The organism is Chryseobacterium sp. YR221 (assembly GCF_900176315.1).
Taxonomy (GTDB): domain Bacteria; phylum Bacteroidota; class Bacteroidia; order Flavobacteriales; family Weeksellaceae; genus Chryseobacterium; species Chryseobacterium rhizosphaerae.
The window spans coordinates 523,808-546,263 of record NZ_FWXM01000002.1; the positions used below are offsets into that span (position 1 = coordinate 523,808).

Consider the following 22,456-nt stretch of genomic DNA (forward strand, 5'->3'; position numbering starts at 1 on the left):
CCTCCAATCAGGAGGCCTAAAAAACACAAATGATGAAAAAAATCTATTCAGAAAAATCCAAACAGAATATCTTAAAATTGTTTACTATTTATGCTATAATTACATCTATGATTGATTTTACCACGAATAAAATAGCGAGTATAAATTAAGTAAACAAAGTAATTAACTTAATAATTAATTAAAAACACTCTTTTAAGAGATTGGTAAATTTACTAAATATTTTGTTTTATGCAATATTATTCTTCCCAAGTTATTGGAATATATACTGTAATATATCCATCAGCATCTACTTGGGCATCTGAAACAGTCGCTACAACTGATCCATAGCCAGTCCAGGCACCTTGTCCCTGCATTGCAGAAAAAGTATAGGTTCCTTCAGGGATTCCTTCATAATACTGAGGTAAAGCCTGAAAACCTCCACTGTAATACGTATCATACACATCTCCCGTAGCCATATTTTCAGCAAGAAAACTTCCTACATCATGACTTCCGGAAAGAATTTTTGTTCCGTTTTTAGAAAGCAAACCATATCGTATTTTATAAGTCTGTGCTTTTGTTTCTCTCTTTGATACCTCTGGACGTGCTTGCGACTCTGTCTTCATACCATTATCAGTAGAAGACCATGAAACAGCAGTACCCAACAATCCGATGAAAGCCAATGCTGTAAATGTTGTTTTTTTCATATTGAAAGTAATTTAGTTTCTCAAAATTAATGATCTCAGATTAATTCAACGAAAACTATTAATTAATTAAAATTTACAATTGTTCAAAAAAACTTTTAATTCTCCAACACTGAAAAACTTCTGAATAAATAGCAAGAACTGTACTAAAACACAAAGCTTTCATACGATATTTATCATGTTTCATTTATTACCATTTATCTTTTTTAATAATTTTAACATCCTTTAACTGAAATTTGGCTTCATAATTGGAAATAAAACTAAAACTACAGTCGTTTAGGCTCTAGCTTATTAAAATTTGAATTATGAAAAAGGTAATATTAGCAGGTTTTTTATCCGTTTTTTTAATGACGGCCTGCAAAAAAGATGATAACAACAGCGTTGCTGAAAAGTCTCTGGAAGTACAAAAACTTGAGTTTCAAGCTAAGCAGCTTGAAATAGAAAAACAGAAACTAGCTATTGAAAAGGAAAAGCTGGTTTACGAAGCACAGAAAAAATCTGACAGTATCTCAGAAAGCAAAAAAGCAAAAGCTGCAAATAATTCAAAGCCACAGGTGATAAGAGAAACCAGAACTATATACAGAGATAGAAACTCCGGTTCTAGTTCTAACTCTAACTCCAATTCCGGAGGAAGCAATGGAGACTATGCAGATAATGGAAGCAGTTCTTCACAAGGTACAACTAAGAAAAAAGGGATGAGCAAAGCTGCTAAGGGAACCATCATTGGTACTGTTGGTGGGGCTGCAGCAGGAGCTATTATCTCTAAGAATAACAGAGGTCTTGGAGCTGTAATTGGTGGTGTCGTAGGGGGCGCTACCGGATATGCCATAGGGAGATCAGGAGACAGAAAAGACGGCAGAGTACAGCCACGCAGATAATATTTTTTCACAATACAATATAAAGATTGCTTATTTTTAAGCAATCTTTTTTTATGATACTGATTCTTTTTTCTGCTATTTTCATCATTCCTGTCTTGATAGGTGCAGGTAAAATCATGGACTTTTTCTGGGGCAGTCTCTTTCCGGGTCTTGCAGGAAAAGCTTTAGCAGGTATTTTAGGAATAAGTATGGGATGGACCCTCCTTTCTTTTTTTATTCCCCTGAATATTTATGTAGAAATAGGTACTCTTGCATTAGGATTTCTTTTCTTTTTTAAAAATAAGCTATACCGGGAGTTATACCACTTTTCGGGAAAGGATATTTTTTTAATGACCACAGTATCATTTATTATTGTGTTAGCCGGTACATTTTCTCCTTATATATTAGATCATTTTGGCTACTATGTACCCACCATAAAATGGCTTACTGAATATGGATTGATAAAAGGAATTTCCAACCTTGACTTTACATTGGGGCAAATGTCTATATGGCATATTTTCCAGGCCGGTTTCTCAAATTTTTCAGATCCCTTTTTAAGAATCAATACCATCCTATTAATCATTTATACCATTTATATTACTGAAAGAAAAGTATGGATTCATCTATGTTTTCTCCCTGTATTATTATTGTTCTCACAATCACCAAGCCCAGATCTTCCTGTCATTGCTCTTTCTTTAATTATTTTGAATGAAATAACAGCAGGAAACAGAAACACAACACTTCTTTTTGCATTTTCCATTTTTATTTTTGCCATAAAGCCTACCATGATCTGGCTGCCCATACTTACTTTCCTTTGTGCAGTTTTTATTTTTAAATCAGATTTTAAAAAACTACTTTTTGGAATTTTTATTCTCCTTGTATTTTTTGCAAAAAACATCTGGGCATTTGGCTATCCTATATTTCCTGTTGCCATTGGCGAATTGGGAATACCCTGGAAACCTAACCCTGAGATCTTAAAAACTTCTTCACAATATGCCATTCAGAAAACTTATGATATGCAGTATTCCTATGAAGAAATTCAAAGATTCTCAACATTTGATCACATCAGAAACTGGTTTCTCCTAAACGGAATAAAATCCAACATCAACATCCTGTTTATTGTAAGCCTGATTGCTTTCTCAGCATTTGCCTGGATCAAAAAAAGAAAACTGATTTCTTTACTCTGTATTTCAGTATTGATAAAAAGTATACTTGTGCTTGCTTTTTCAGCTCAATACAGATTTTTTATAGACGTGTTCTTTGTGATATTTTTTATATTCTGTTATGAATATTTTGACAAACGAAAATCAATCATCATTTTCTCAGCTCTGAGTATATTGTTTATTTCCATATTGTCTTTCCCCAATTTCATTCAGGAACATCTTCCAAGTTTTAGACCCGGAAATTTCATCGCCGGATTTGAAAAAAAACAATTTTACCAACCATCAACCTATGAATATCAGCAATACAACACCTTTGAGGTTGGCAATTTAAAATTCAATGTTTCTAAAAATTATCCTTTTAATTTTGACACTCCTCTTCCCGCCATATCAACAAGTTTTATTTTTGATGACGTCAAAGCAGAAATATTCCCTCAACTTTCCGATAAAAATGATATCAGAAAAGGATTTATCTGGAAAAAGCTCATTTCCAGAGAGAAAATGGAAGCAGAAGATGTTATCAATAATATCAAAGACACTGATAAATAGAACAAATACTGAAACTTTATTATATGGAGAAAAAAAGGTAATTTTGTATTATGTTCAACACATTAGGTAATCTTCTTAGTCTTACAACATTTGGAGAAAGTCACGGAGTGGCTTATGGCGGTATCATCAATAATTTTCCGGCAGGTTTAACGGTAGATCTCGAAAAAGTTCAGTACGAACTGAACCGAAGAAAACCGGGGCAGTCTGCTATTGTTACCCAAAGAAAAGAAAGTGACACAGTAAAGTTTCTTTCAGGAATTTTTGACGGAAAAACAACGGGTACGCCAATCGGTTTTATCATCGAAAACGAAAATCAGAAATCAAAAGATTATGACCATATTGCTGGTGCATATCGTCCAAGTCATGCTGATTTCACCTATGACCAGAAATTTGGGTTTAGGGATTATCGTGGAGGTGGAAAATCTTCAGCAAGAGAAACAATGAATTGGGTAGTTGCAGGCGCATTTGCCAAACAGCTTCTACCGGAACTTGAAATAAATGCTTACGTTTCTTCTGTAGGAGATATCTTCTGTGAGAAACCTTATCAGGCCTTGGATTTTTCTCAGACAGAGAGCAATGACGTACGTTGTCCGGATGCGGAGACTGCTGAAAAAATGATTTCAAAAATTAAAGAAATCAAAAAAGAAGGCAATACCATCGGTGGAACTATTACCTGCGTTATTAAAAATGTTCCTGTGGGAATTGGTGAACCTATATTTTCAAAACTTCAGGCAGAACTGGCAAAAGCAATGCTGAACATCAATGCATGTAAAGGTTTTGAATATGGCAGTGGATTCTGTGGAGCAAAAATGACCGGAAAGGAGCATAATGATGCTTTCAATACAGATTTCACTACAAAATCTAATCTTTCAGGAGGGATTCAGGGTGGAATTTCTAATGGAATGGATATTTACTTCCGCGTAGCATTCAAACCTGTAGCCACTATTTTAAGACCTCAGGATAGTATAGATAAAGAAGGAAACCCTGTCATTGTAGAAGGAAAAGGACGTCATGACCCATGTGTAGTTCCAAGAGCAGTTCCTGTAGTAGAGGCTCTGGCCGCATTCGTATTGGCTGATCTTTTTTTGATCAACAAAACAAGAAATATCAATAATTTTTAAACATAATTTTTTGGTAATGAAAAATTACTGGGATAAAGGAATTTCATTTGAAGAATACCTTCAAATTGCAAAACAAAGATTAGAAAATCCAGCTGACCAACAGGAAGCGGACTACAAACAATATTACGAACTGGGACTTCAGAGAATGGACAGAACTCTTAAGAAGTATGTTCCCGATGAAGAACAGTTGAAGGAATTAGCTGATAAAAATTTCGATGGAAAGATTTTAATTATTTCCGAGGCATGGTGTGGAGATGCAAGTGCTACTGTACCTGCTCTTTTTAAATTTTTTGAAGGCCATAATGAAATCAGAGTTTTCCTGAGAGACAGTGATAAAAGCCTGATCAACCAGTTTTTAACCAATGGAACAGAGTCTATTCCTAAGGTAATTATCCTGGATAAAGATTTTAACGTAAAAAATTCATGGGGCCCACGTCCAAAATATGGATATGAGCTGCTTATGAAATATAAAGCTGATCCTGAAGGATATCCAAAAGACAGTTTTTACAATGATCTGCAGATTTATTATGCAAGAAACAGAGGTAAAGATTCTATTCAGGAAATTTTAGATTTATTATAAAATAGATCTGACACTTATTAACAGTAAAAAATAGTAAATGAAAAAGAACATTATTTATATTGTACTCATCGTCATTATTGGCATCATTGCTTTTGTGCCGGGAATAAGGAATTTTATGAAAGATCAGTTCTTTCCTATTGCTACTATTGAAAATGCTGTACATGTAAGTGAAGAAGATTATGATATCGACCTTAAAGGAATTAATGCTCCAAGCACCAACCTTAAAAACTTTAAGAATAAAGCTGTTTTTCTGAACTTCTGGGGAACATGGTGCCCACCGTGCAGAAAAGAATGGCCTACTATTCAGAAGCTATATGATTCCAGAAAAGATAATGTTGATTTCATCCTTATTGCCATGAATGATAAGGAAGAGGACGTAAGAAAATTTTTGAAAGAAAATAATTATACTGTTCCTGTGTATATTGCTCAAAGTCCTATTTCTGAAAAAATTCTTCCTAAAGTATTTCCTACCACTTTTCTTTTAGATAAAACAGGGAGGATTATTATTAAAGAAGATGCATACAGAGATTGGAACACAGAGACTGTGCATCAGTTCATTGACAATATTATTAAATAATCATTTTTAACTAAATTTTATAATTTGTTGGTATAAGATTTGCGAAATTAACATCGTTGAAAAACTTATTTAAAACCAAACACAAAATGAAATATTCAAAGTTAAACATTGCTAAAGAAGCTATCAATCACAAAGGTTTTGTGAGAAAGATTCCCGACATATTCAGAATGGTAAAAATGTGGAGAAAAGGAGTTTATCCAATGAAATCCATTGACATCATTCTTCCTTTACTCGGAATTTTATATATCATCTCCCCTATCGACCTTCTTCCTGAATTTGCCATACCGGTACTTGGAGTAATGGATGACTTAGCGGTATTATCGTTAACTATCCCCAAGCTCATCAAAGAAGTTGATAAATTTTTACTTTGGGAAGCCGAGCAAAAATATAGCGGAGCCAAAGTTATTGATGCTGAAATTATAAAATAATAGTTTATTATAGTCTTTAAAACCATCCTTCAGGGTGGTTTTTTATTTACAAATAGGTGATAAATTTTTAAGCCTTATTTCAAATCCTTAAATTTGCAATATCTAATAAAAAATAATGGAAAGTAAAAAAGAATTCTTCTTAGAGTGTTACAAGCTGGGTATCATCAAATTCGGTAGGTTTACCTTAAAAAGTGGTATTGAAAGCCCATTTTATGTAGACTTAAGACCTTTGGCTTCAGATCCGAAAATTTTAAAAAATCTTGCCAACTACTTATTGGAAATGCTTCCATTAGATAATTTCGATCTAATCTGCGGAGTTCCTTATGCTGCACTTCCGATGGCTACTGCGATGTCATTGGAAAGTTACATTCCATTAATTATTAAAAGAAAAGAAGCTAAAAGCTACGGTACCAAAAAGCTGATTGAAGGTATTTATCAGAAAGGTCAAAACTGTCTTTTGGTGGAGGATGTTATTACTTCAGGAAAATCTTTGCTGGAAACGATTCCTGAAATCGAGCAGGAAGATCTGAAAGTTTCGGATATTGTTGTGGTTTTAGACAGAGAACAGGGAGGAAAGCAACTTTTGGAAAGTAAAGGATACAGAGTACATACTCTTTTCAACATTTCAGAAGTATGTGTTATTCTTCAGGAAACAGGAGAATTATCTGATGAAGAAGTAAAAAGAATTCAGGACTTCCTACAGGGTAATCATATTCAGTTTGAAGAAGAGACCAGAGCTTCATATGAGCAAAAGCTGAGCAGTACTCAGCATTCTGTTTCAAAGAAATTATTAGAAACTGCTTTGGCAAAAAAATCTAATCTTATTGCTTCTGCAGATGTTACGACAACACAGGAACTATTGGATTTTGCTGAAAAAGTAGGACCTCATATCATTGCTTTGAAAACACATATCGATATCATCTCAGATTTTGACTATGAAAAAACAATTAGCCCATTAAAAGCAATTGCTGAAAAGCATCAGTTTTTATTAATGGAAGACAGAAAATTTGCAGATATCGGAAATACTCAGGAACTTCAGTTCACCAGTGGGGTTTTCAAAATTACAGATTGGGCAGATTTTGTGACATCACAGGTTATCGGGGGATTTGAATCATTGGATTGCTTTAAAAATGTAGGAGTAGTAGCCATCGTAGGAATGTCTTCTAAAGGAGCTTTAACGACTGCCAGCTATCGTGAAGATGCTTTAAAAGTAGCTTTATCCCACCCTAATGTAATTGGTGGTGTATCCCAGAATAAAATCCCGGAAGATCTTTTATTATTCACCCCTGGAGTGAATCTAGCCGATTCGGGTGATGGTAAAGGCCAGCAGTACAATACTCCTGAACACGTATTTAAAACCTTACATACAGATTTCATCATCGTAGGAAGAGGAATTTATAAATCAGACAATCCGGAAGCTTCAGCGATTACTTATAAAACTGAGGGTTGGAATGCCTATATTAATTCTTTGGAAAAAAAGACAACTCAGGGTTAAAATCCTATAAAGTATTTACAAAATAAGTTATATTTGGTACTTTATCACTTATATTTGAAAAAGATCACGATTTGCCTTATTTTGTTTTTAGGAGTTGTACAGGTTTCTGCACAAAAAGACAGCATATACATTGAAGCAAAGTTGTCTGCTGACAGAAAAACGCTTGAAGTCAATCAGGAAATTGTTTATTACAATCATTCTGACAAACAGCTTCAGACCATAAAACTCCTGAACTGGATTTCCGCCTATCATAAACGTGGAACCTCACTTGTCTATAGAAAGCTGGAAGACAGAAACAATGATCTGCACTTTGCAAAGGCTGATCAGCTGGGTAAACTTCTGGAGCTGAATATTAAAAATTCAGAAAACCAGCCTATTTCTATCAATGCTCTTTCGGATGAGAATTTATTTCTTCCACTAAAAGAGGCATTACAACCCGGCGAAGCCGTTACTTTGAAATTACAGTACCGGATACAGCTTCCTGATAAAACATTTACAGGATATGGTACAGCCGACCAGAATACTGCTTTAAAATATTTCTTTATTGTTCCGGATCAATTTGATCCGGACAATATTTCTAAGAAAGAATATCGTGATATTGAAGAATCTGTAAGTTTCAATACTTTCTGGACTGTCAATTTTGATATTCCTGTCAATAGTTTTATTGAAAGTAATCTTCCGCAGGTTCAGATGAATTCTTTTAAAGGGTATCTGGATTCTGACCCCGAATTTATAATCTCCACCAACAGTTATCCTTCTATTAAGGTTGATGTTGATGGCTTCAGTTCTGAGATTAAATTCGGGTACAATCTGAAACCGGAAGAAAAACAAAACCTGGAATTCCTACTACCTTTACAATTGAAATTTCTTAAAGATAAAATTGGTTTTATTCCACAGACACTTTTCATTTCGGATAAATTCAGAGCTAAGGAAGATTTTTTCGGGAATAATGATATTAGATTCTGGAAATTCAGATTTCAGTTATTTACAGATGCTGAAAAAACCGATCTTGATTATTTTGGAATCATAACCAAAAAAATCCTTGATGAGAATATCATTGCTGATAAAGAGAAAGATCACTGGTTTAAAAACGGTTTAAAATCTTATCTTGAGATTCAGTATCTGAAAAAATTCTATAAAGACACCAAACTTTTAGGTGCCCTTCCGGAGACCAAATTATTCGGAATTAAGCCTTTAAAAATATTTCATGCATCCAAAGTGAAACTTTTGGATCGGTATGGATTGGCGTACCAATATATCATGCTGCAAAATCTGGATCAAAAGATTGACGACAATTTTTCTTCATTAAGTAACTTTAATGACATGGCCGTCAGCAGCTTTGAAACAGGAAGCCTATTTGATTATTCGGCAGATAAAATGGGGAATGACACCTTCAATGGGGTTGTGAAAAATTATATTTCACAAAATTCCGGTAAAAAAATAAAGCCTGAAGAATTTCTGAGTGACCTCAGTGAAAAAGATAAAACCTCAGGATACCTCACCAATTTTCTTAAGCAGAAAAACAGGGTTAACTTTAAACTGAAAAACATAAAAAAAGAGAACGATTCTCTACATATCAAAATCACAAAAAATACAGATGCCCCCATTCCTGTAAAACTGGAAACCCAAACCCGGGAGGGAGAGAAAAAAGCCTATTGGATAGAAACAGAAGAAAATAAGAATAATAATGAATTATTTCTTCCTGCGTCAGATAATATTTATAAAGTCACCTTAAACACAGGCTATAGCTTCCCGGAATCAAATTACAGGGATAATTTCCTGTACGCAAAAGGTATATTTTCGAATGCTAAAAAAATCAAACTAAAACTCATCAAAGACATTCCGGATCCTGAATATAATGAGATCTATATCAGTCCGAGAATACGTTTTAATAATACCTATGATAAATTTCTTTTAGGAATCAATCTTAAAAATCAATCATTCTTTGATCAGAAATTTCTGTATTCATTTACACCGATGTACAGTTCAGGAACTGGAAAACTAACCGGATCCGGAGCGGTATCCTATTCTTTTCTACCTGCTGAAAGCATCATTCGAAGCCTTACTTTTGGAGTTTCCGGATCTTATTTCCATTATGATTATGGATTGGCCTACCGAAAAGCATCGGTACTTTCTAACATAAGCTTTAGGAAAGATCCCCGAAGTACCATAAGCAGAAGCATTGGGATGTCTTATAATTATTTCGACAGAGATCTCAGCCCTGTTATGATTGCTAATAATGATTACAAAAAGTATAACCTATGGAGCTTTGGGTATGGCTATAGTGACAATCAGATGATTCATGAAAAGAGTTTCAGCATCAGCACACAGGGAATGGAAGATTTCAATAAAGTTACAGCTGAAGCCTTTTACAGATGGGAATTTGCCCCGAAACAAAAACTGAGTTTACGTTTATTTGCCGGATACTTTTTAAGAAATGACACCCGAAATAATTTATTTAATTACGGAATTTCAAGGGTTTCAAATTATGCTTTTTCCTACAGTCTTTTGGGTGAAAGTGCCAACAGTGGTATCCTTTCTCAGCAATTTATTTTGGCAGACGGAGGTTTCAAATCATTTATACCGGGCTCCGTTAATAAATGGATTACTTCCTTCAATGTAGATTCCAGTGTATGGAAAATATTTCATGTATATGCTGATGCAGGGATCTATAAAAATCAAGACCGTCCCACAAAATTTATCTGGGACAGTGGCATAAAAGTAAGAATTATTCCGGATTTCCTTGAAGTTTACTTCCCAATACAATCTTCTCTTGGGTTTGAACCTTCATTCAAAGACTACGCAAAACGGATCAGATATACCCTTGTTCTCAATCTGGGGACCATTATTAATGCTGCCAGAAGAGGTTGGTATTAAATCAGAAAAAGCAATGGTTCTATTTTTAATGCCGGGTATTAACGAAGTACTAAAAAAATAAAAGGCTATCTTAGTGTAAGGTAGCCTTCTCTATAAAAAACTAATCCCTTACAATTTTCTGAGAAATAGGGACATTATTAATTGTTCCTGTTACAATATAAGTTCCTTTAGGTAATTCTGCAATATCGAGAGCTAAGGCCGTCTTTGTAGGGGCTTTTTTCACAACACGTCTGAAGGTATCATACACTTTGACATCAGTAATTTCGGATCCGAAAACAATTTCATTGCCTTTTATAAATGGATTTTGTACAAAACCGGACTTTGCAGTACCCTTAAGAGAGAAATCAACCTGATTGTCATTGCTGCTGCCCATTATCCTTTTGATCCCCGTTGTTATTGTTGGAGACGGAGCCGGGCCGTCACCCATAAACTGATCTGCGTTGGAGCCATATCCTACAAAATCCAGTACATTGGATGATATAGGTCCGGGAACCTGCACATTATTGGCAGCCAATGCAATTTTTCCTGAAACTCCTGAAATATGTAATCCCTTTGACTGATTAGGAGTTGCATCAAAATTGGTTACCGTTGTGGCAATATAATCCGGAGTTGGCAAATTTACTGTTCCTCCGCTAATCCCAGCCTCCTGAATCAGGTAGGTTTGATCCGGATTCAGGGTAAAATCCGGTAATGTATGATATTGGTTAAATGCTCCTACTGCAGGGGCATACTGAATAGTAGCTCCGGATAAAGAAACGGGAACATTTCCTATATTTTTTAATACAATATAATTATTTTTTAATACAGCCCCGGAATTTTCGTTCCCTCCGTAGATCTCATTGATAACGATTTGAGCATGTGCCACTACAGCAAACAGTATTAACCCTGCAATAGTAAATATTTTTTTCATGGGTGTATAATTTTAGCAACAAATTTGAATTAAAAATATCAAAAACAGTACCATATAATTGAAAAATTAATAAGAAAAATTACAATAAATAAGGATCTGTTAATATAAAAAAGCCACTCATTCAAAGAAATGAGTGGCTTCTATTTTATCTAAAAACTTCGTTTTAGTCCTTCAATATTTTTTGAGATACCGGCTGATTGTTTACCGTTCCGGTTACAATATAATTTCCTTTTGTAAGTTCAGCTACGTTGACAGCTCCGTTTTGTTTTACAGAAGCCGTTTTCACAACTTGTCCATACATATTGAAAACTTTTACATCTTTTACATCAGCTCCAAAAGTAATTTCTCCATTTTTAACGAAAGAATTTTTTACAAAGCTTCCTGATTTGCCGTTTTTAAATTCTGAAACAGCCAATGTTGGAGAATATACCTTGGCCACTAGATTATCAATGGAGATATTTCCAGTTCCTGAACCCTGTCTGATAGCTACGGCACCAATTGTTGCTGGCGCAGAACCTGTTCCGGCAGTACTTGTAATTAAGGGTTGAGAGTTGATTTGTAAAGTTGCTGTATTCGAACTTGAACCTCCAGTATTATCAACGATATAAGCCAAAGTAATATTAGCAGGTGTCCCATAAGGAATTTCAGTTCCAAAAGTTGGTGTTGCAGATCCTCCTGCACCATTATTCAAAACTCCTAAAGTATATCCTGTTGCAGATCCTTTTGCAAAAAGTCTTCCATTAAAAATTCCTGGATTAGCACCAGAAGAAACTGTAAACATTAAAAAATAGTCACCTGCGGTAGTACTTAAACCTGTCCCGTTAGGTACATTAATTGTAGCAGAATATTCTGCTCTGCTCACTTCAGTAGAGCTAATGTTGTATACACTTGAAAATGCCTTATTTACATCTTCTGAATTTCCTGAAATTAAATTAACAGCATTTCCGTTAGATGTCAATTGTCCTGCCGTCCCACTGTGAGTAACCCATCCATTTGCATTAAGAGCTCCTGTAAAACTAAAATCTTCCGTCAAAACGGTAGTTTGCGCATTCATAAAACCAATAGCAGAAGCTATTCCCAAAATAGTAAAGATTTTTTTCATTATATGATGATTTAAATTTATAGTCTAAAAGTACAAAAAAACCGTCACCCAATTCAAGTGACGGTGCATATTTAACAATTAGTTAAAATTATCTTTTAATAACCTTCTCAGAAACGTTTTTACCGTTTACAATTCCTGTTACAAAATAAATTCCTTTTTGAAGTTCAACTACATTTAAACTTCCGTTTTCTCTCACTGAAGCTGTTTTGATCAATTGCCCACTTATATTGAAGATTTTAACTTCTGATTGTACTCCGAAGTAGATTTCATTTTCAACTGAAGTGTTTTTAACAAAAGATTTGCTTGAAATTCTATTTTCTCCTGTTGCCAAGGTTCCTCCCTGAGGTATTAAAGAAAAGTCATCTATAGCAAGACCGTCATCAGACTGATCGGCATTAAAATCAACAAATCTGATCCAAAATGTTTGTCCTACAGGAATATTCAATGCAGAAATTGTAGAGCTAAGTGCAGTTCTGTAGCTTGCAGCATTCCCGTCTCTTGCTCCTGCAGTTCCTGTAGCATTAGTTGTTTCATAAGTTAAAGCTGAAACAGCAGTCCATGTTCCTGTCGTTAATGAGGTAGCATCCGTACTGTACTCAAATATAATCTTATCATTACTCCCTCTGTTCAGTTGTCCCATTCTCCACTCTTCACCAGTATAAGATATTTGAAGATCTGTAATCTGATTTCCAGTATCATTTTTAAACTGAGCTCCCCATCTTGACAATAAGTTACTGCTCGCCACAGATCCTAATGCTCTATCAGTACTCCCTGCTGATCCATAACTATAAGTATTACCAGCATTTAATGCTCCTGTATCTGCTGCATACGTAGTATTGGCATTAGCACCCGTCTCTACAATGCTCCATCCTACTAAACCACCGGTTAAGGCCAGAGAACCTGTTCCAGTATTTACTAATTCATCAAAATTTTGAGTGTAAGGAGTGTTTAGTGTCGTTAAGCTAATTTGACCAAATGCAAAACCTGTTAAACAAAATAAAGCTAACGAATAAAGTTTTTTCATGATTAAAATTTAAATATTAATAATTTCAACCGCTAAATTATATCAAATTTTTAGTCATTCGCAATAATTATATTAATTTTCTGTTAATAATACTAAACCCCATTCCGTTAACATTTTTTAATTATTTTTACGGATTATTTTCAGGACTTGCGGAATTTTATTCTACTATTCGTATTCTTCTTTTTAGGCATCTTCTCAGGGAGTGCCCAGGTATTTTCATGGAAAAATCCCAATGTTCCTGAGGACAGTATAAAAAAGGACAGTATTCTGGCAGCCAGGCTGGAACAGGATATTTTCACCAAAGACACTCTGGACTTTATAAGGACGAATAATAAAATTATTATTGATGAAGCTGTACTGGCTAAAAATGATAAAAAAAGATTTTTAGGAGAGCTTAATTCTAAAGGGTCTATCATCCGTGGGATTACTTTTGGTAATAATCAGGGGCAATCTGTACAAAGTTCCATGGATCTTCAGATTTCAGGGCGCCTTTCCAAGGACGTAACCATTCTGGCCAGTATTTCAGATCATAATCTACCGATTCAGGCTGATGGGTATACGCAGACTTTGGAAGAATTTGATAAGATTTATATGCAGCTTAATATTAAGGATAAATCTATTCTCAGAGCCGGGCATTTAGATCTTGTTGAATCTAAAAATTACTTTGCCAAATATCAGAGAAGAAGCATGGGGCTTCAGTTTCAGACTGAATTTGGAACTGAAAACAAAACACTTGTAGATGTTTCAATGGGGGTTGCACGAAGTGAATTTCACAGGATCCGTTTTCAGGGGGTAGAAGGAAACCAGGGGCCTTATCGTTTGACAGGTAAAAACGGAGAACAGTTTATCACACTGATCTCAGGATCTGAGCAGGTATTCATTGATGGTATTTTAATGAAACGTGGTGAAAACCAGGATTATATTATCAATTATAACACAGGTGAGGTTACTTTTACCAGTTTCCGTCCTATTTTCCAACAAAACTTCATCACCATCTCTTATAACTACGCCAACAGAAATTATTCCAGATATTTATTTACGGGTAAACTGGAACATCAGAGAGAAAAATTCAAAGTAGGCCTTAACTGGTTTATGGAAAATGATAATAAAAATGCACCACTTTCTTTAAACCTTTCTAAAGAGGATGAGGAAATCCTGGCTAATGCCGGCAATGACCCTAATTTGATGTATGCTCCATCCGGTGTAGTGACCGAATATGATGTTAACAAAATCCTATATGTTTTGCATTCAAACCCTACGGGAAATTTTTATGAATTTTCTACAGATCAGAATCAAACACTTTATCAGGTTTCCTTCACTTATTTTGGAGCCAACCAGGGAGATTATAAAGTAGCACAAACCACCAATAACGGACGTGTTTTCGAATATGCAGGACCGAATGGAGGAGATTACAGAGCCGTAAGAAAGCTTCCTTCTCCTCAAAAATCACAGGTCTTCTCCCTAAACTCGGAATACTTATTAAATGAAGGGAAAATTGGTACTGATATTTCCATGAGTAACTATGATATCAATTTATTTTCCTCAAAAGATTCTGATCAGAATATTGGATATGCATGGCGGATTTTCGGAAATAAAAGCTTTACTAAAAACAACTGGAAAGGAACTCCAAGTTTTGAATATCAATATATAGACAGGCAATTCCATATTCTGGACCGTATCAATGATGTAGAATTCTCCAGAGATTTCAACTTGGTGCAGGAATTCAACAACAGAACTCAAAACAGGTTTACTTTCAGCTTCCTGAATAAGTGGAATAATAAATCTACTTTAAATTACCGTATTAACTATTTGAATGAGCAGGATTCTTATAAAGGGATTAAAAATGACCTGGATTTTGGTTGGATCAAAGGAAAGTTCTTTACCAAAGGAAACTTCTCCTTCCTGAATACCAATGCAACGTTACAGGATACCAAGTTTATACGAGGAGGTGTTTCCACAGAATATACCGGTAAAAAAGGCAGCTGGGCTATTGGAGGAAGCATGGAGCACAATGAGAAAAAATATAATGACACTCAACTCCTGGATGTAACCAGTTTCAGCTGGAAAGAAATTTTTGTTCAAAAGAAAGTTGGCGATAGCACCAGGACCAAATTGCTGGCAAAAGTATATATGAGAGATAATGACTCTGTACGTGATAACAGACTTCAAAACATGAACAGTATTTTGGGGATCATGGCAGAAAGTCAAATCATTAAAACCGAAAGAACCACTCTTAATGCGTTAATTCACTATAGAAAATTCTTTTACCAGAACGATATTGCCGATGCCGTAACCAGAAACAATGATTTTGTGGTTGGAAATATCCTTTACAATCAGCAGCTTTTCAGGAATGGAATGCGTTTGCAGGCATTCTACGAACTCGGAAACGGACAGGAGGCACAAAGGGAGTTTCAATACATTAAAGTAACAGATGGACAAGGGATCTATAAATGGACCGATTATAACGGAGACGGTATTCAGCAGCTGGATGAATTTGAAATCGCAGAATATTCAGATTTAGCAAAATACATCCGTGTTTACACCAATTCTGTACGATATATTCCGTCTAATAAAAATAAACTTCAGCTGGCTTTATTCGTAAACCCTGCTATTGTTTTCAATTCTGAGAATGCATTTTTAAAGCGCTGGAACTTCAATATTTCATTAAATTCTCAAAACTCTTTCTATAAAAAAGACAGGGTGTTGGTCCTTAATCCTTTTGAAAAAAACAGTGATCAGATTCTTAAAAATCAAAATATACTGACCTCTGTACAGTTTAATCCTACCGACAAATCCGGCTGGAACGGAAACTACCGATTTATATCTAACGACAATCTTATCAATGCAAACTTCAGCAGTGAAGAACGTGAGCAAATTTCTCATTTCCTGAATATAGGATACTGGTTCAATAAAGAATTCAGGGTAGACTGGGAAAACTCGGTTCATGATATTAAAAACTCCTCGCAGCTGTTTGCAACAAGAGATTATCGTTTAAACAATATGGAAACCAAACCGAAGGCTACCTATAAATTTACTGATGCTATCCAGACTGAGCTCTCAGCCGCTTACCGCAAAAAAGAGAGAGTGGATGGAGAGGAAAATCTTAAAGCCTTTGATATTACCGGAACCATTCAGTGGGAACGTAAAAAAACTTCAATCCGTGGGAATTTTTCATTCATCAATAATACCTTCACCGGAAATAATTACAGTATTGTAGGAAACCAGATGCTGGATGGTTTAAAGCCTGGAAAAAACCAGGTATGGAGTGTATTTATCCAGCAGGCGATCAACTCTTTCATTCAGTTAAATTTAAATTATGAAGGAAGAAACTCTGGTGACAGGACAATACATATCGGAAGTATGCAGGTAAAAGCAAGCTTCTAAGACCTGAAGAAAGGAGAATGTACATGTACATTCTCATATCTTCCGCTTCCAACCGATCAAATTCACCCCATCACACTCATAGATATTATCATATTTTCTAATCCTAAGAATTTTGTAAATTTGCACCATGATAAAAATAGGCAATATAGAACTGCCGGAATTTCCACTTTTGCTGGCTCCGATGGAAGATGTAAGTGATCCTCCGTTCAGACGTTTGTGTAAAATGCATGGTGCAGATTTAATGTATTCGGAATTTATTTCTTCCGAAGGCTTAATCCGTGATGCAATGAAGAGCCGTAAAAAGCTGGATATCTTTGATTATGAAAGACCTGTTGGCATACAGATCTTTGGAGGAGATGAAGAGGCAATGGCTATGTCTGCAAAAATTGTAGAAACGGTAAATCCTGATTTAGTGGATATTAATTTCGGATGCCCTGTAAAAAAAGTGGTCTGCAAAGGAGCAGGAGCAGGAGTGTTGAAAGATATTGACCTTATGGTTCGTCTTACAAAAGCTGTAGTAAGTTCTACTCATTTGCCAGTGACTGTTAAAACCCGTTTAGGTTGGGACAGTACATGTATTAATATTGATGAAGTAGCAGAGCGCCTACAGGAAACAGGAATTAAGGCCCTTACGATACATGCCAGAACCCGTGCACAAATGTATAAAGGGGAAGCAGACTGGGAACATATTTCAAGAATAAAACAGAATCCGAATATTGAAATTCCTATTTTTGGGAACGGTGACATCGATTCTGCTGAAAAAGCATTGGAATACAAACAAAAATATGCATGTGACGGAATTATGATCGGACGTGCAGCAATTGGTTATCCCTGGATATTTAATGAGATCAAACATTTCTTTAAAACAGGTGAACATTTACCTGAGCCAACCGTCGCAGACCGTTTATTGGCAGTACGCCAGCATGCTGAATGGAGTGTAGAATGGAAAGGGGAAAAATTAGGACTAATAGAAATGCGTCAGCACTATAGTAACTATTTCCGTGGTGTTCCTCACTTTAAGGAATTCAGAAAAAAATTCCTGGAGGTTTTCACATTAGACGAAATGAGCAGCCTTATTCTGGAGACTCAACAGTTTTACGAAGAATATCAGGCACAGGCATAAAATAAAAACCATCAAATGAATTTGATGGTTTTTTTATTTATAATTGATATCAATATTAATATCCTTCTGATGAAGACTGATTTTTAATTAATGCCAGGGCTGAAGAAGTTCCTATTCTTTTCACTCCCATATTGATCATTCTTTCAGCATCCTCTGGGGTTCTTACTCCTCCTGCTGCTTTTACAGGAAGTTTTCCTGCATTATCAAGCATTATTTTCACTCCTTCAAATGTGGCACCGTTAGGTTTTCCACCAGTGGTTTCAAAAAAACCTGTTGAAGATTTTACAAAAATATGAGGAAAGTCCTTTTCTGTAAAATTTTCTCCGGCCCAACCGGAAATATTTTTGGTAAGATCAGCAATTTGTTCATCGGTTAAAGCGGCAATTTCGATAATCCATTTTACAACTTTATGATGTTCCAACCCAAGCTTTGTGCACTGTACAAATTCTTCTTTTACCAAGGCTGTATTTCCTTCAAGGTATGCCTTGTAATTAATAACAAAATCCAATTCATCTGCTCCATCCTCAATTGCTTTTGTAGCTTCTGCAAGCTTCTCATCAATAGAGTATGTTCCTTCATGAAAACCTATTACAGTTCCCACTGCAACATTTGAATCTCTTTCCTGAATATATTTTTTGATCTCTGCTACATAATCCGGGCGGATCATTACAGCAAACAAATCATTGTCAATAGCTTCCTGAGCCAGTTCTTTATCTTTTTGAAGAGTTTCTTCGTGTGAAATCCCTGATTGCTCAGGTGTTTTCAAGTAAGTGGAATCCAAATATTGTCCTATGTTCATATCGTTATACTTTCAATTGTCTGTAAATACCTTGTTCCAAAGATATAAAGGTTTCTGTTCTTGTTACTCCTTTTAGTTTCTGAAGTTTGCTAAGGATCTGCATCAAATGATCATTATCTTTACAAAGAACCTTCAGGAATATGGTGTAATTTCCTGTAGTATAATGGGCCTCTACTACTTCATTAATATCATGCAAAGATTTTACCACATCAGGATAATGACTTGGCTGATCAAGAAACACACCAATATACGAAATCACCTTATATCCAATTTTCTTAGGATTAAGGAACGAAATCGAGTTTTCAATAACTCCTGCGTGTTCCAGTTTTTTAATTCTTTGATGTACTGCTGTTGTAGAAATTCCAACATTTTTTGAAATGTGTGCTAAAGAAGTTTTAGCATTGTCCATCAACATGTAGATGATCTCTTTGTCAATTGAATCTAAATGATAACTTGTGTTACTCGAATTTTTCATTTTCTACTTTTTTATTATTTATGTTTTTTAAGATAAGTCACTAAATCTGACAAAAACCGGAAAGTGATCGCTATACCCACCCAAATACCTTGTACCGGCATAAGTTCGGAAAGGACGTCCTTCAAAATTTCTGGTCCTGCTGCTTATTTTCTCAGAATTAAAAATACAAGCCTCCTGAAAGGCCAGTGTTTTATTGTCCAGAAGTGATCTCGACATTATGATCTGATCATACAGCAATCCAGATTTATAATGAAAAGTAGAATAATTTCTTGCGGAAAACAATTCCTGAAAAGGGTTCATCAAAACCTTCTCATGATCATTGTCATAGAGAATTTTTACTAAATTTTCATCATCCGGGTTTTCATTAAAATCACCACACAATATAACATGTTCCTTATCATCATCTACAATTTTCAAGATCCGTTGCCGGATTTCGTTTAATATAAAAGCTCTTTTAGGTTTATTGATATCTTTTTCGCGCTTAGAGGGAAGGTGGGCGATAAAGACATTAATAATTTCCCCTTTATATTTAATCTTAGAAAAAAGTACGTCCCTGGTTGTGTCGTAATTTCCTGTGTTTTTATTTGATATTTCAAAAAAGAAAGTAATGGTTTCAGAATCTATTACCTCTACTTTATTTTTATCATACAGCATTGCTACATCTACCTTTCTTTCATCCATAGAATTATAATGTACAATTCCATATTCTGAGTGAAAAGGATCCATCTCCACCAGATCTTCTAAAACTTTCCTGCCGGAAACTTCAGAGAGTCCTATCATAAATGGCAATACGCCATTTTCCTCCTTCATCAGTTGGAATACATGAGAGATTTTAAAAAGCTTATTTTTATATCTCTTTTCATCCCAGCTTCTTAAACCTGATTTTGTAGGGTCCAGTTTATGAACAGGTTTTGGATCAGGCAAAAATAAATTTTCAACATTATAAAAAGAGAATAGCTCCATCAGCACAAATTTCTATCTTTAGTTAGTATGCTCTTTTTTCAATTATAAATTTACTATTTTTTTAAATTTCTTTAATTAATATTTGTTAATTTCAAAATTAATTTTTCAGTAAAAAACGATCAAATATAACAAAAATCACTAACAAAACAACACTTAGTGAATTAATTTTTCAATCATTTCATGATATTACCTCAATATCGAAAATTGAGACAATAAGCAAAATTCAAAATAAATAAAATAAAATATTAACTTAAAATAAAAACTACTAATATTTTTCTTAATAAAATATCATATAACAAATATTATTCCATTCGCAATTATTGCAAATAGGTTTAAAAAAAACAATAATATTTTTTTTAAAGTAAATCGGGACGTTTTTCTTTGGTAATTCTTACCGCTTCATCATGTCTCCATTCTTCAATCTTTGCAAAATTCCCGCTCAGTAAAATTTTAGGAACTTCCAGACCTTTATAGCTTTCGGGTCTGGTGTAAATAGGAGGCGAAAGTAAATCATCCTGAAAACTATCTGTAAGAGCGCTTTGTTCGTCGTTTAAAACACCCGGAAGCAGTCGGATCACAGAATCTGCAAGAACACATGCTGCCAGCTCACCTCCGGTAAGCACATAATCCCCTATTGAAATTTCTTTTGTAATATGAAGATCCCTTACTCTCTGATCAATTCCTTTATAATGACCACATAGAAAGATCAGATTGTTCTTTATAGAAAGTGTATTGGCAATTTTTTGATTTAAAGTCACTCCATCCGGTGTCAGATAAATAACCTCATCATAATCCCTCTGAGATTTAAGCTCCGAAATACATTTATCCAGAGGCTCTATCATCATAACCATCCCTGCTCCACCTCCATAAGGTTCATCATCAATCTGTCTGTGTTTGTTGATCGCCCAGTCTCTCAAATGATGAAAATGTACTTCTGCCAATCCTTTATCCATTGCTCTCTTCAAAATAGAAGTTTGAAACGGACTTTCCATTAATTCCGGTAGCACGCTTATTATATCAATTCTCATTGTAATGTTCCGTTTTTCTTAGTAGGTATAATAATTAATCTTAAAGATGAATCTTTATTGAAATAGCTCCACATCCAGTTGAAAAAGATGGCCAGCTTATTTCGAACGCTCAAAATTAACATTAAATGCAGAAACATCCAGAAATACCATGCAAAAAATCCCTGAAATTTTATAAACGGTAAATCAACAACGGCTCTATGCTTACCTATAGTAGCTAAAGAACCCTGGTCATTATATTCATATTCTTTCCATTCGGAAGGATTTTTCTTTAAAAAATTTCTCCCCAAATTTTTCGCCTGATTAATGGCCACATTAGCTACCTGTGGGTGTCCTTGCGGATATTTCGGAGTTTCCATATAGGCAATATCTCCGATGGCATAGATATTATCGTAGCCTTTTATTCTATTATAGCGGTCTACTATATATCGGTTTCTTATTAGTTTTTCCTCAGGGAAGCCGTCTATTACATTGCCGGTAACTCCTGCTGCCCAAATGACATTGTTTGAAGGAATTTCTTTACCGCTTTTCAGATGTACTTTATCTCCATCATATTCTGTAACCACTTCACCACTCATAAAAGTTACTCCGAGGTCTTTGAGGTATTTTTCAGATTGATCCTGTGCTTCATTACTCATCACGGCCAGTGGCTTTTCTGTGGAACTTACCAGAATAATTTTCAGCTGATCAAAATTCATATACGGATAATCTCTTGGCAGAATTTCTTTTTTCATTTCTGCAAAGGCCCCTGCAAGCTCTACCCCGGTAGGTCCGCTTCCTACAATGACAATATTCCAGTTTCCGTCATCACTCCGGCTTTTTTCCAGGATCAGTTTTTCAAAAGTTGTTAAAACATGATTCCTGATCCCGATGGCTTCCTGGGTATTTTTCATCCCAAAAGCTTTGCTTTCAAGATCTTTATTGCCGAAAAAATTAGTTTTACAACCGGTAGCAATAATCAGTTTATCGTAAGTAAATTCTGCTTCATCAGTAATGACTTTGTTGTGGGCAGGATCAATTTCTTTCACCTCCGTCATACGAAACTGCGTGTTTCTGGATTGCTGAAAAATCTTTCGGAAAGGAAAGGAAATATTGGAAGGTTCTATCCTCCCTGAAGCTACCTGATAAAAAAGCGGCTGGAACATGTGATGATTCACCCTATCCAGTACAATAACTTTTTTATTTTTATTATTTAATGTTTTTGCAAGCTGTAGCCCCGCAAATCCTCCTCCTATAATGATGATTTTTTCGCGTGTTTCCATAATAAACAAATTTACTGATTTTATTTAGCATTTAGTAGTGAAAAAAGTTAGTTTTGCAAAACTTT

General features: G+C 35.0%; 19 protein-coding genes. 10 read left to right on the top strand and 9 right to left on the bottom strand.

The genetic code is table 11. From position 1 onward, the window contains the following. Positions 1-236: 236 nt before the first annotated feature. The gene (locus B8967_RS07370; protein WP_084085468.1) at positions 237-683 is read right to left on the bottom strand and encodes a hypothetical protein; all 447 of its coding nucleotides are present in this window, start codon (positions 681-683) and stop codon (positions 237-239) included. 302 nt (positions 684-985) lie between these two features. On the opposite strand from B8967_RS07370, the gene B8967_RS07375 reads away from it, so the two are divergent. From B8967_RS07375 to B8967_RS07410, 8 genes are all read left to right on the top strand, one after another. Beyond that, the gene (locus tag B8967_RS07375) at positions 986-1,558 is read left to right on the top strand and encodes a YMGG-like glycine zipper-containing protein (RefSeq protein WP_084085470.1); all 573 of its coding nucleotides are present in this window, start codon (positions 986-988) and stop codon (positions 1,556-1,558) included. Between the two features lie 53 nt (positions 1,559-1,611). Next, positions 1,612-3,246 carry an LIC_10190 family membrane protein gene (locus tag B8967_RS07380; protein ID WP_084085472.1) on the top strand — a complete coding sequence of 545 codons (1,635 nt, stop codon included), beginning with the start codon at positions 1,612-1,614 and terminating at the stop codon, positions 3,244-3,246. Between the two features lie 50 nt (positions 3,247-3,296). Continuing rightward, the gene (aroC, locus tag B8967_RS07385; protein ID WP_047490213.1) at positions 3,297-4,367 is read left to right on the top strand and encodes a chorismate synthase; all 1,071 of its coding nucleotides are present in this window, start codon (positions 3,297-3,299) and stop codon (positions 4,365-4,367) included. 16 nt (positions 4,368-4,383) lie between these two features. After that, positions 4,384-4,947: a thioredoxin family protein gene (locus B8967_RS07390; protein WP_047490211.1), complete on the top strand. Its 564-nt coding sequence runs from the start codon at positions 4,384-4,386 to the stop codon at positions 4,945-4,947. Between the two features lie 37 nt (positions 4,948-4,984). Further along, positions 4,985-5,524, top strand: a complete 540-nt coding sequence (locus tag B8967_RS07395; RefSeq protein ID WP_047490207.1) for a TlpA family protein disulfide reductase — start codon at positions 4,985-4,987, stop codon at positions 5,522-5,524. Between the two features lie 86 nt (positions 5,525-5,610). Next, positions 5,611-5,952 (top strand): YkvA family protein, encoded by a 342-nt coding sequence (locus B8967_RS07400; protein ID WP_047490446.1) that lies wholly within the window; start codon positions 5,611-5,613, stop codon positions 5,950-5,952. A gap of 115 nt (positions 5,953-6,067) precedes the next feature. Next, complete coding sequence (gene pyrF / locus B8967_RS07405; RefSeq protein ID WP_047490204.1) at positions 6,068-7,447, top strand: orotidine-5'-phosphate decarboxylase; 1,380 nt, start codon at positions 6,068-6,070, stop codon at positions 7,445-7,447. A 54-nt stretch (positions 7,448-7,501) separates the two neighbouring features. Further along, positions 7,502-10,324 carry a gluzincin family metallopeptidase gene (locus tag B8967_RS07410; protein ID WP_228406075.1) on the top strand — a complete coding sequence of 941 codons (2,823 nt, stop codon included), beginning with the start codon at positions 7,502-7,504 and terminating at the stop codon, positions 10,322-10,324. Between the two features lie 100 nt (positions 10,325-10,424). Here the strand turns inward: B8967_RS07410 and B8967_RS07415 are convergent, their stop codons facing one another. The 3 genes from B8967_RS07415 to B8967_RS07425 form a co-directional block, all read right to left on the bottom strand. Then, positions 10,425-11,234: a lamin tail domain-containing protein gene (locus tag B8967_RS07415; RefSeq protein WP_084085476.1), complete on the bottom strand. Its 810-nt coding sequence runs from the start codon at positions 11,232-11,234 to the stop codon at positions 10,425-10,427. A 163-nt stretch (positions 11,235-11,397) separates the two neighbouring features. Beyond that, a complete protein-coding gene (locus tag B8967_RS07420) occupies positions 11,398-12,336 on the bottom strand; it encodes a T9SS type A sorting domain-containing protein (RefSeq protein ID WP_084085478.1) in 939 nt (312 codons plus the stop codon). Between the two features lie 88 nt (positions 12,337-12,424). Continuing rightward, entirely contained in the window at positions 12,425-13,360 is a 936-nt protein-coding gene (locus B8967_RS07425; protein ID WP_084085480.1) for a T9SS type A sorting domain-containing protein, read from the bottom strand. Between the two features lie 147 nt (positions 13,361-13,507). On the opposite strand from B8967_RS07425, the gene B8967_RS07430 reads away from it, so the two are divergent. Together B8967_RS07430 and dusB are read left to right on the top strand one after the other, a co-directional pair. After that, positions 13,508-16,744, top strand: a complete 3,237-nt coding sequence (locus B8967_RS07430) for a hypothetical protein (protein WP_081989044.1) — start codon at positions 13,508-13,510, stop codon at positions 16,742-16,744. Between the two features lie 127 nt (positions 16,745-16,871). Then, positions 16,872-17,867 carry a tRNA dihydrouridine synthase DusB gene (dusB, locus tag B8967_RS07435; protein ID WP_084085482.1) on the top strand — a complete coding sequence of 332 codons (996 nt, stop codon included), beginning with the start codon at positions 16,872-16,874 and terminating at the stop codon, positions 17,865-17,867. Positions 17,868-17,922: 55 nt separating this feature from the next. Here dusB and deoC read toward each other — a convergent pair whose 3' ends face one another. The 5 genes from deoC to B8967_RS07460 form a co-directional block, all read right to left on the bottom strand. Continuing rightward, a complete protein-coding gene (gene deoC / locus B8967_RS07440; RefSeq protein ID WP_047490191.1) occupies positions 17,923-18,666 on the bottom strand; it encodes a deoxyribose-phosphate aldolase in 744 nt (247 codons plus the stop codon). 4 nt (positions 18,667-18,670) lie between these two features. Beyond that, on the bottom strand, positions 18,671-19,141 hold the full coding sequence (locus tag B8967_RS07445) for an Lrp/AsnC ligand binding domain-containing protein (RefSeq protein ID WP_047490188.1): 471 nt from the start codon (positions 19,139-19,141) through the stop codon (positions 18,671-18,673). 27 nt (positions 19,142-19,168) lie between these two features. After that, positions 19,169-20,104 carry an endonuclease/exonuclease/phosphatase family protein gene (locus tag B8967_RS07450; RefSeq protein ID WP_047490187.1) on the bottom strand — a complete coding sequence of 312 codons (936 nt, stop codon included), beginning with the start codon at positions 20,102-20,104 and terminating at the stop codon, positions 19,169-19,171. Between the two features lie 356 nt (positions 20,105-20,460). Beyond that, entirely contained in the window at positions 20,461-21,132 is a 672-nt protein-coding gene (trmD, locus tag B8967_RS07455; protein WP_047490184.1) for a tRNA (guanosine(37)-N1)-methyltransferase TrmD, read from the bottom strand. Further along, entirely contained in the window at positions 21,129-22,391 is a 1,263-nt protein-coding gene (locus B8967_RS07460) for an NAD(P)/FAD-dependent oxidoreductase (RefSeq protein WP_047490181.1), read from the bottom strand. Before B8967_RS07460 ends, trmD begins: the two co-directional genes overlap by 4 nt. Between the last annotated feature and the right edge of the window lie 65 nt (positions 22,392-22,456).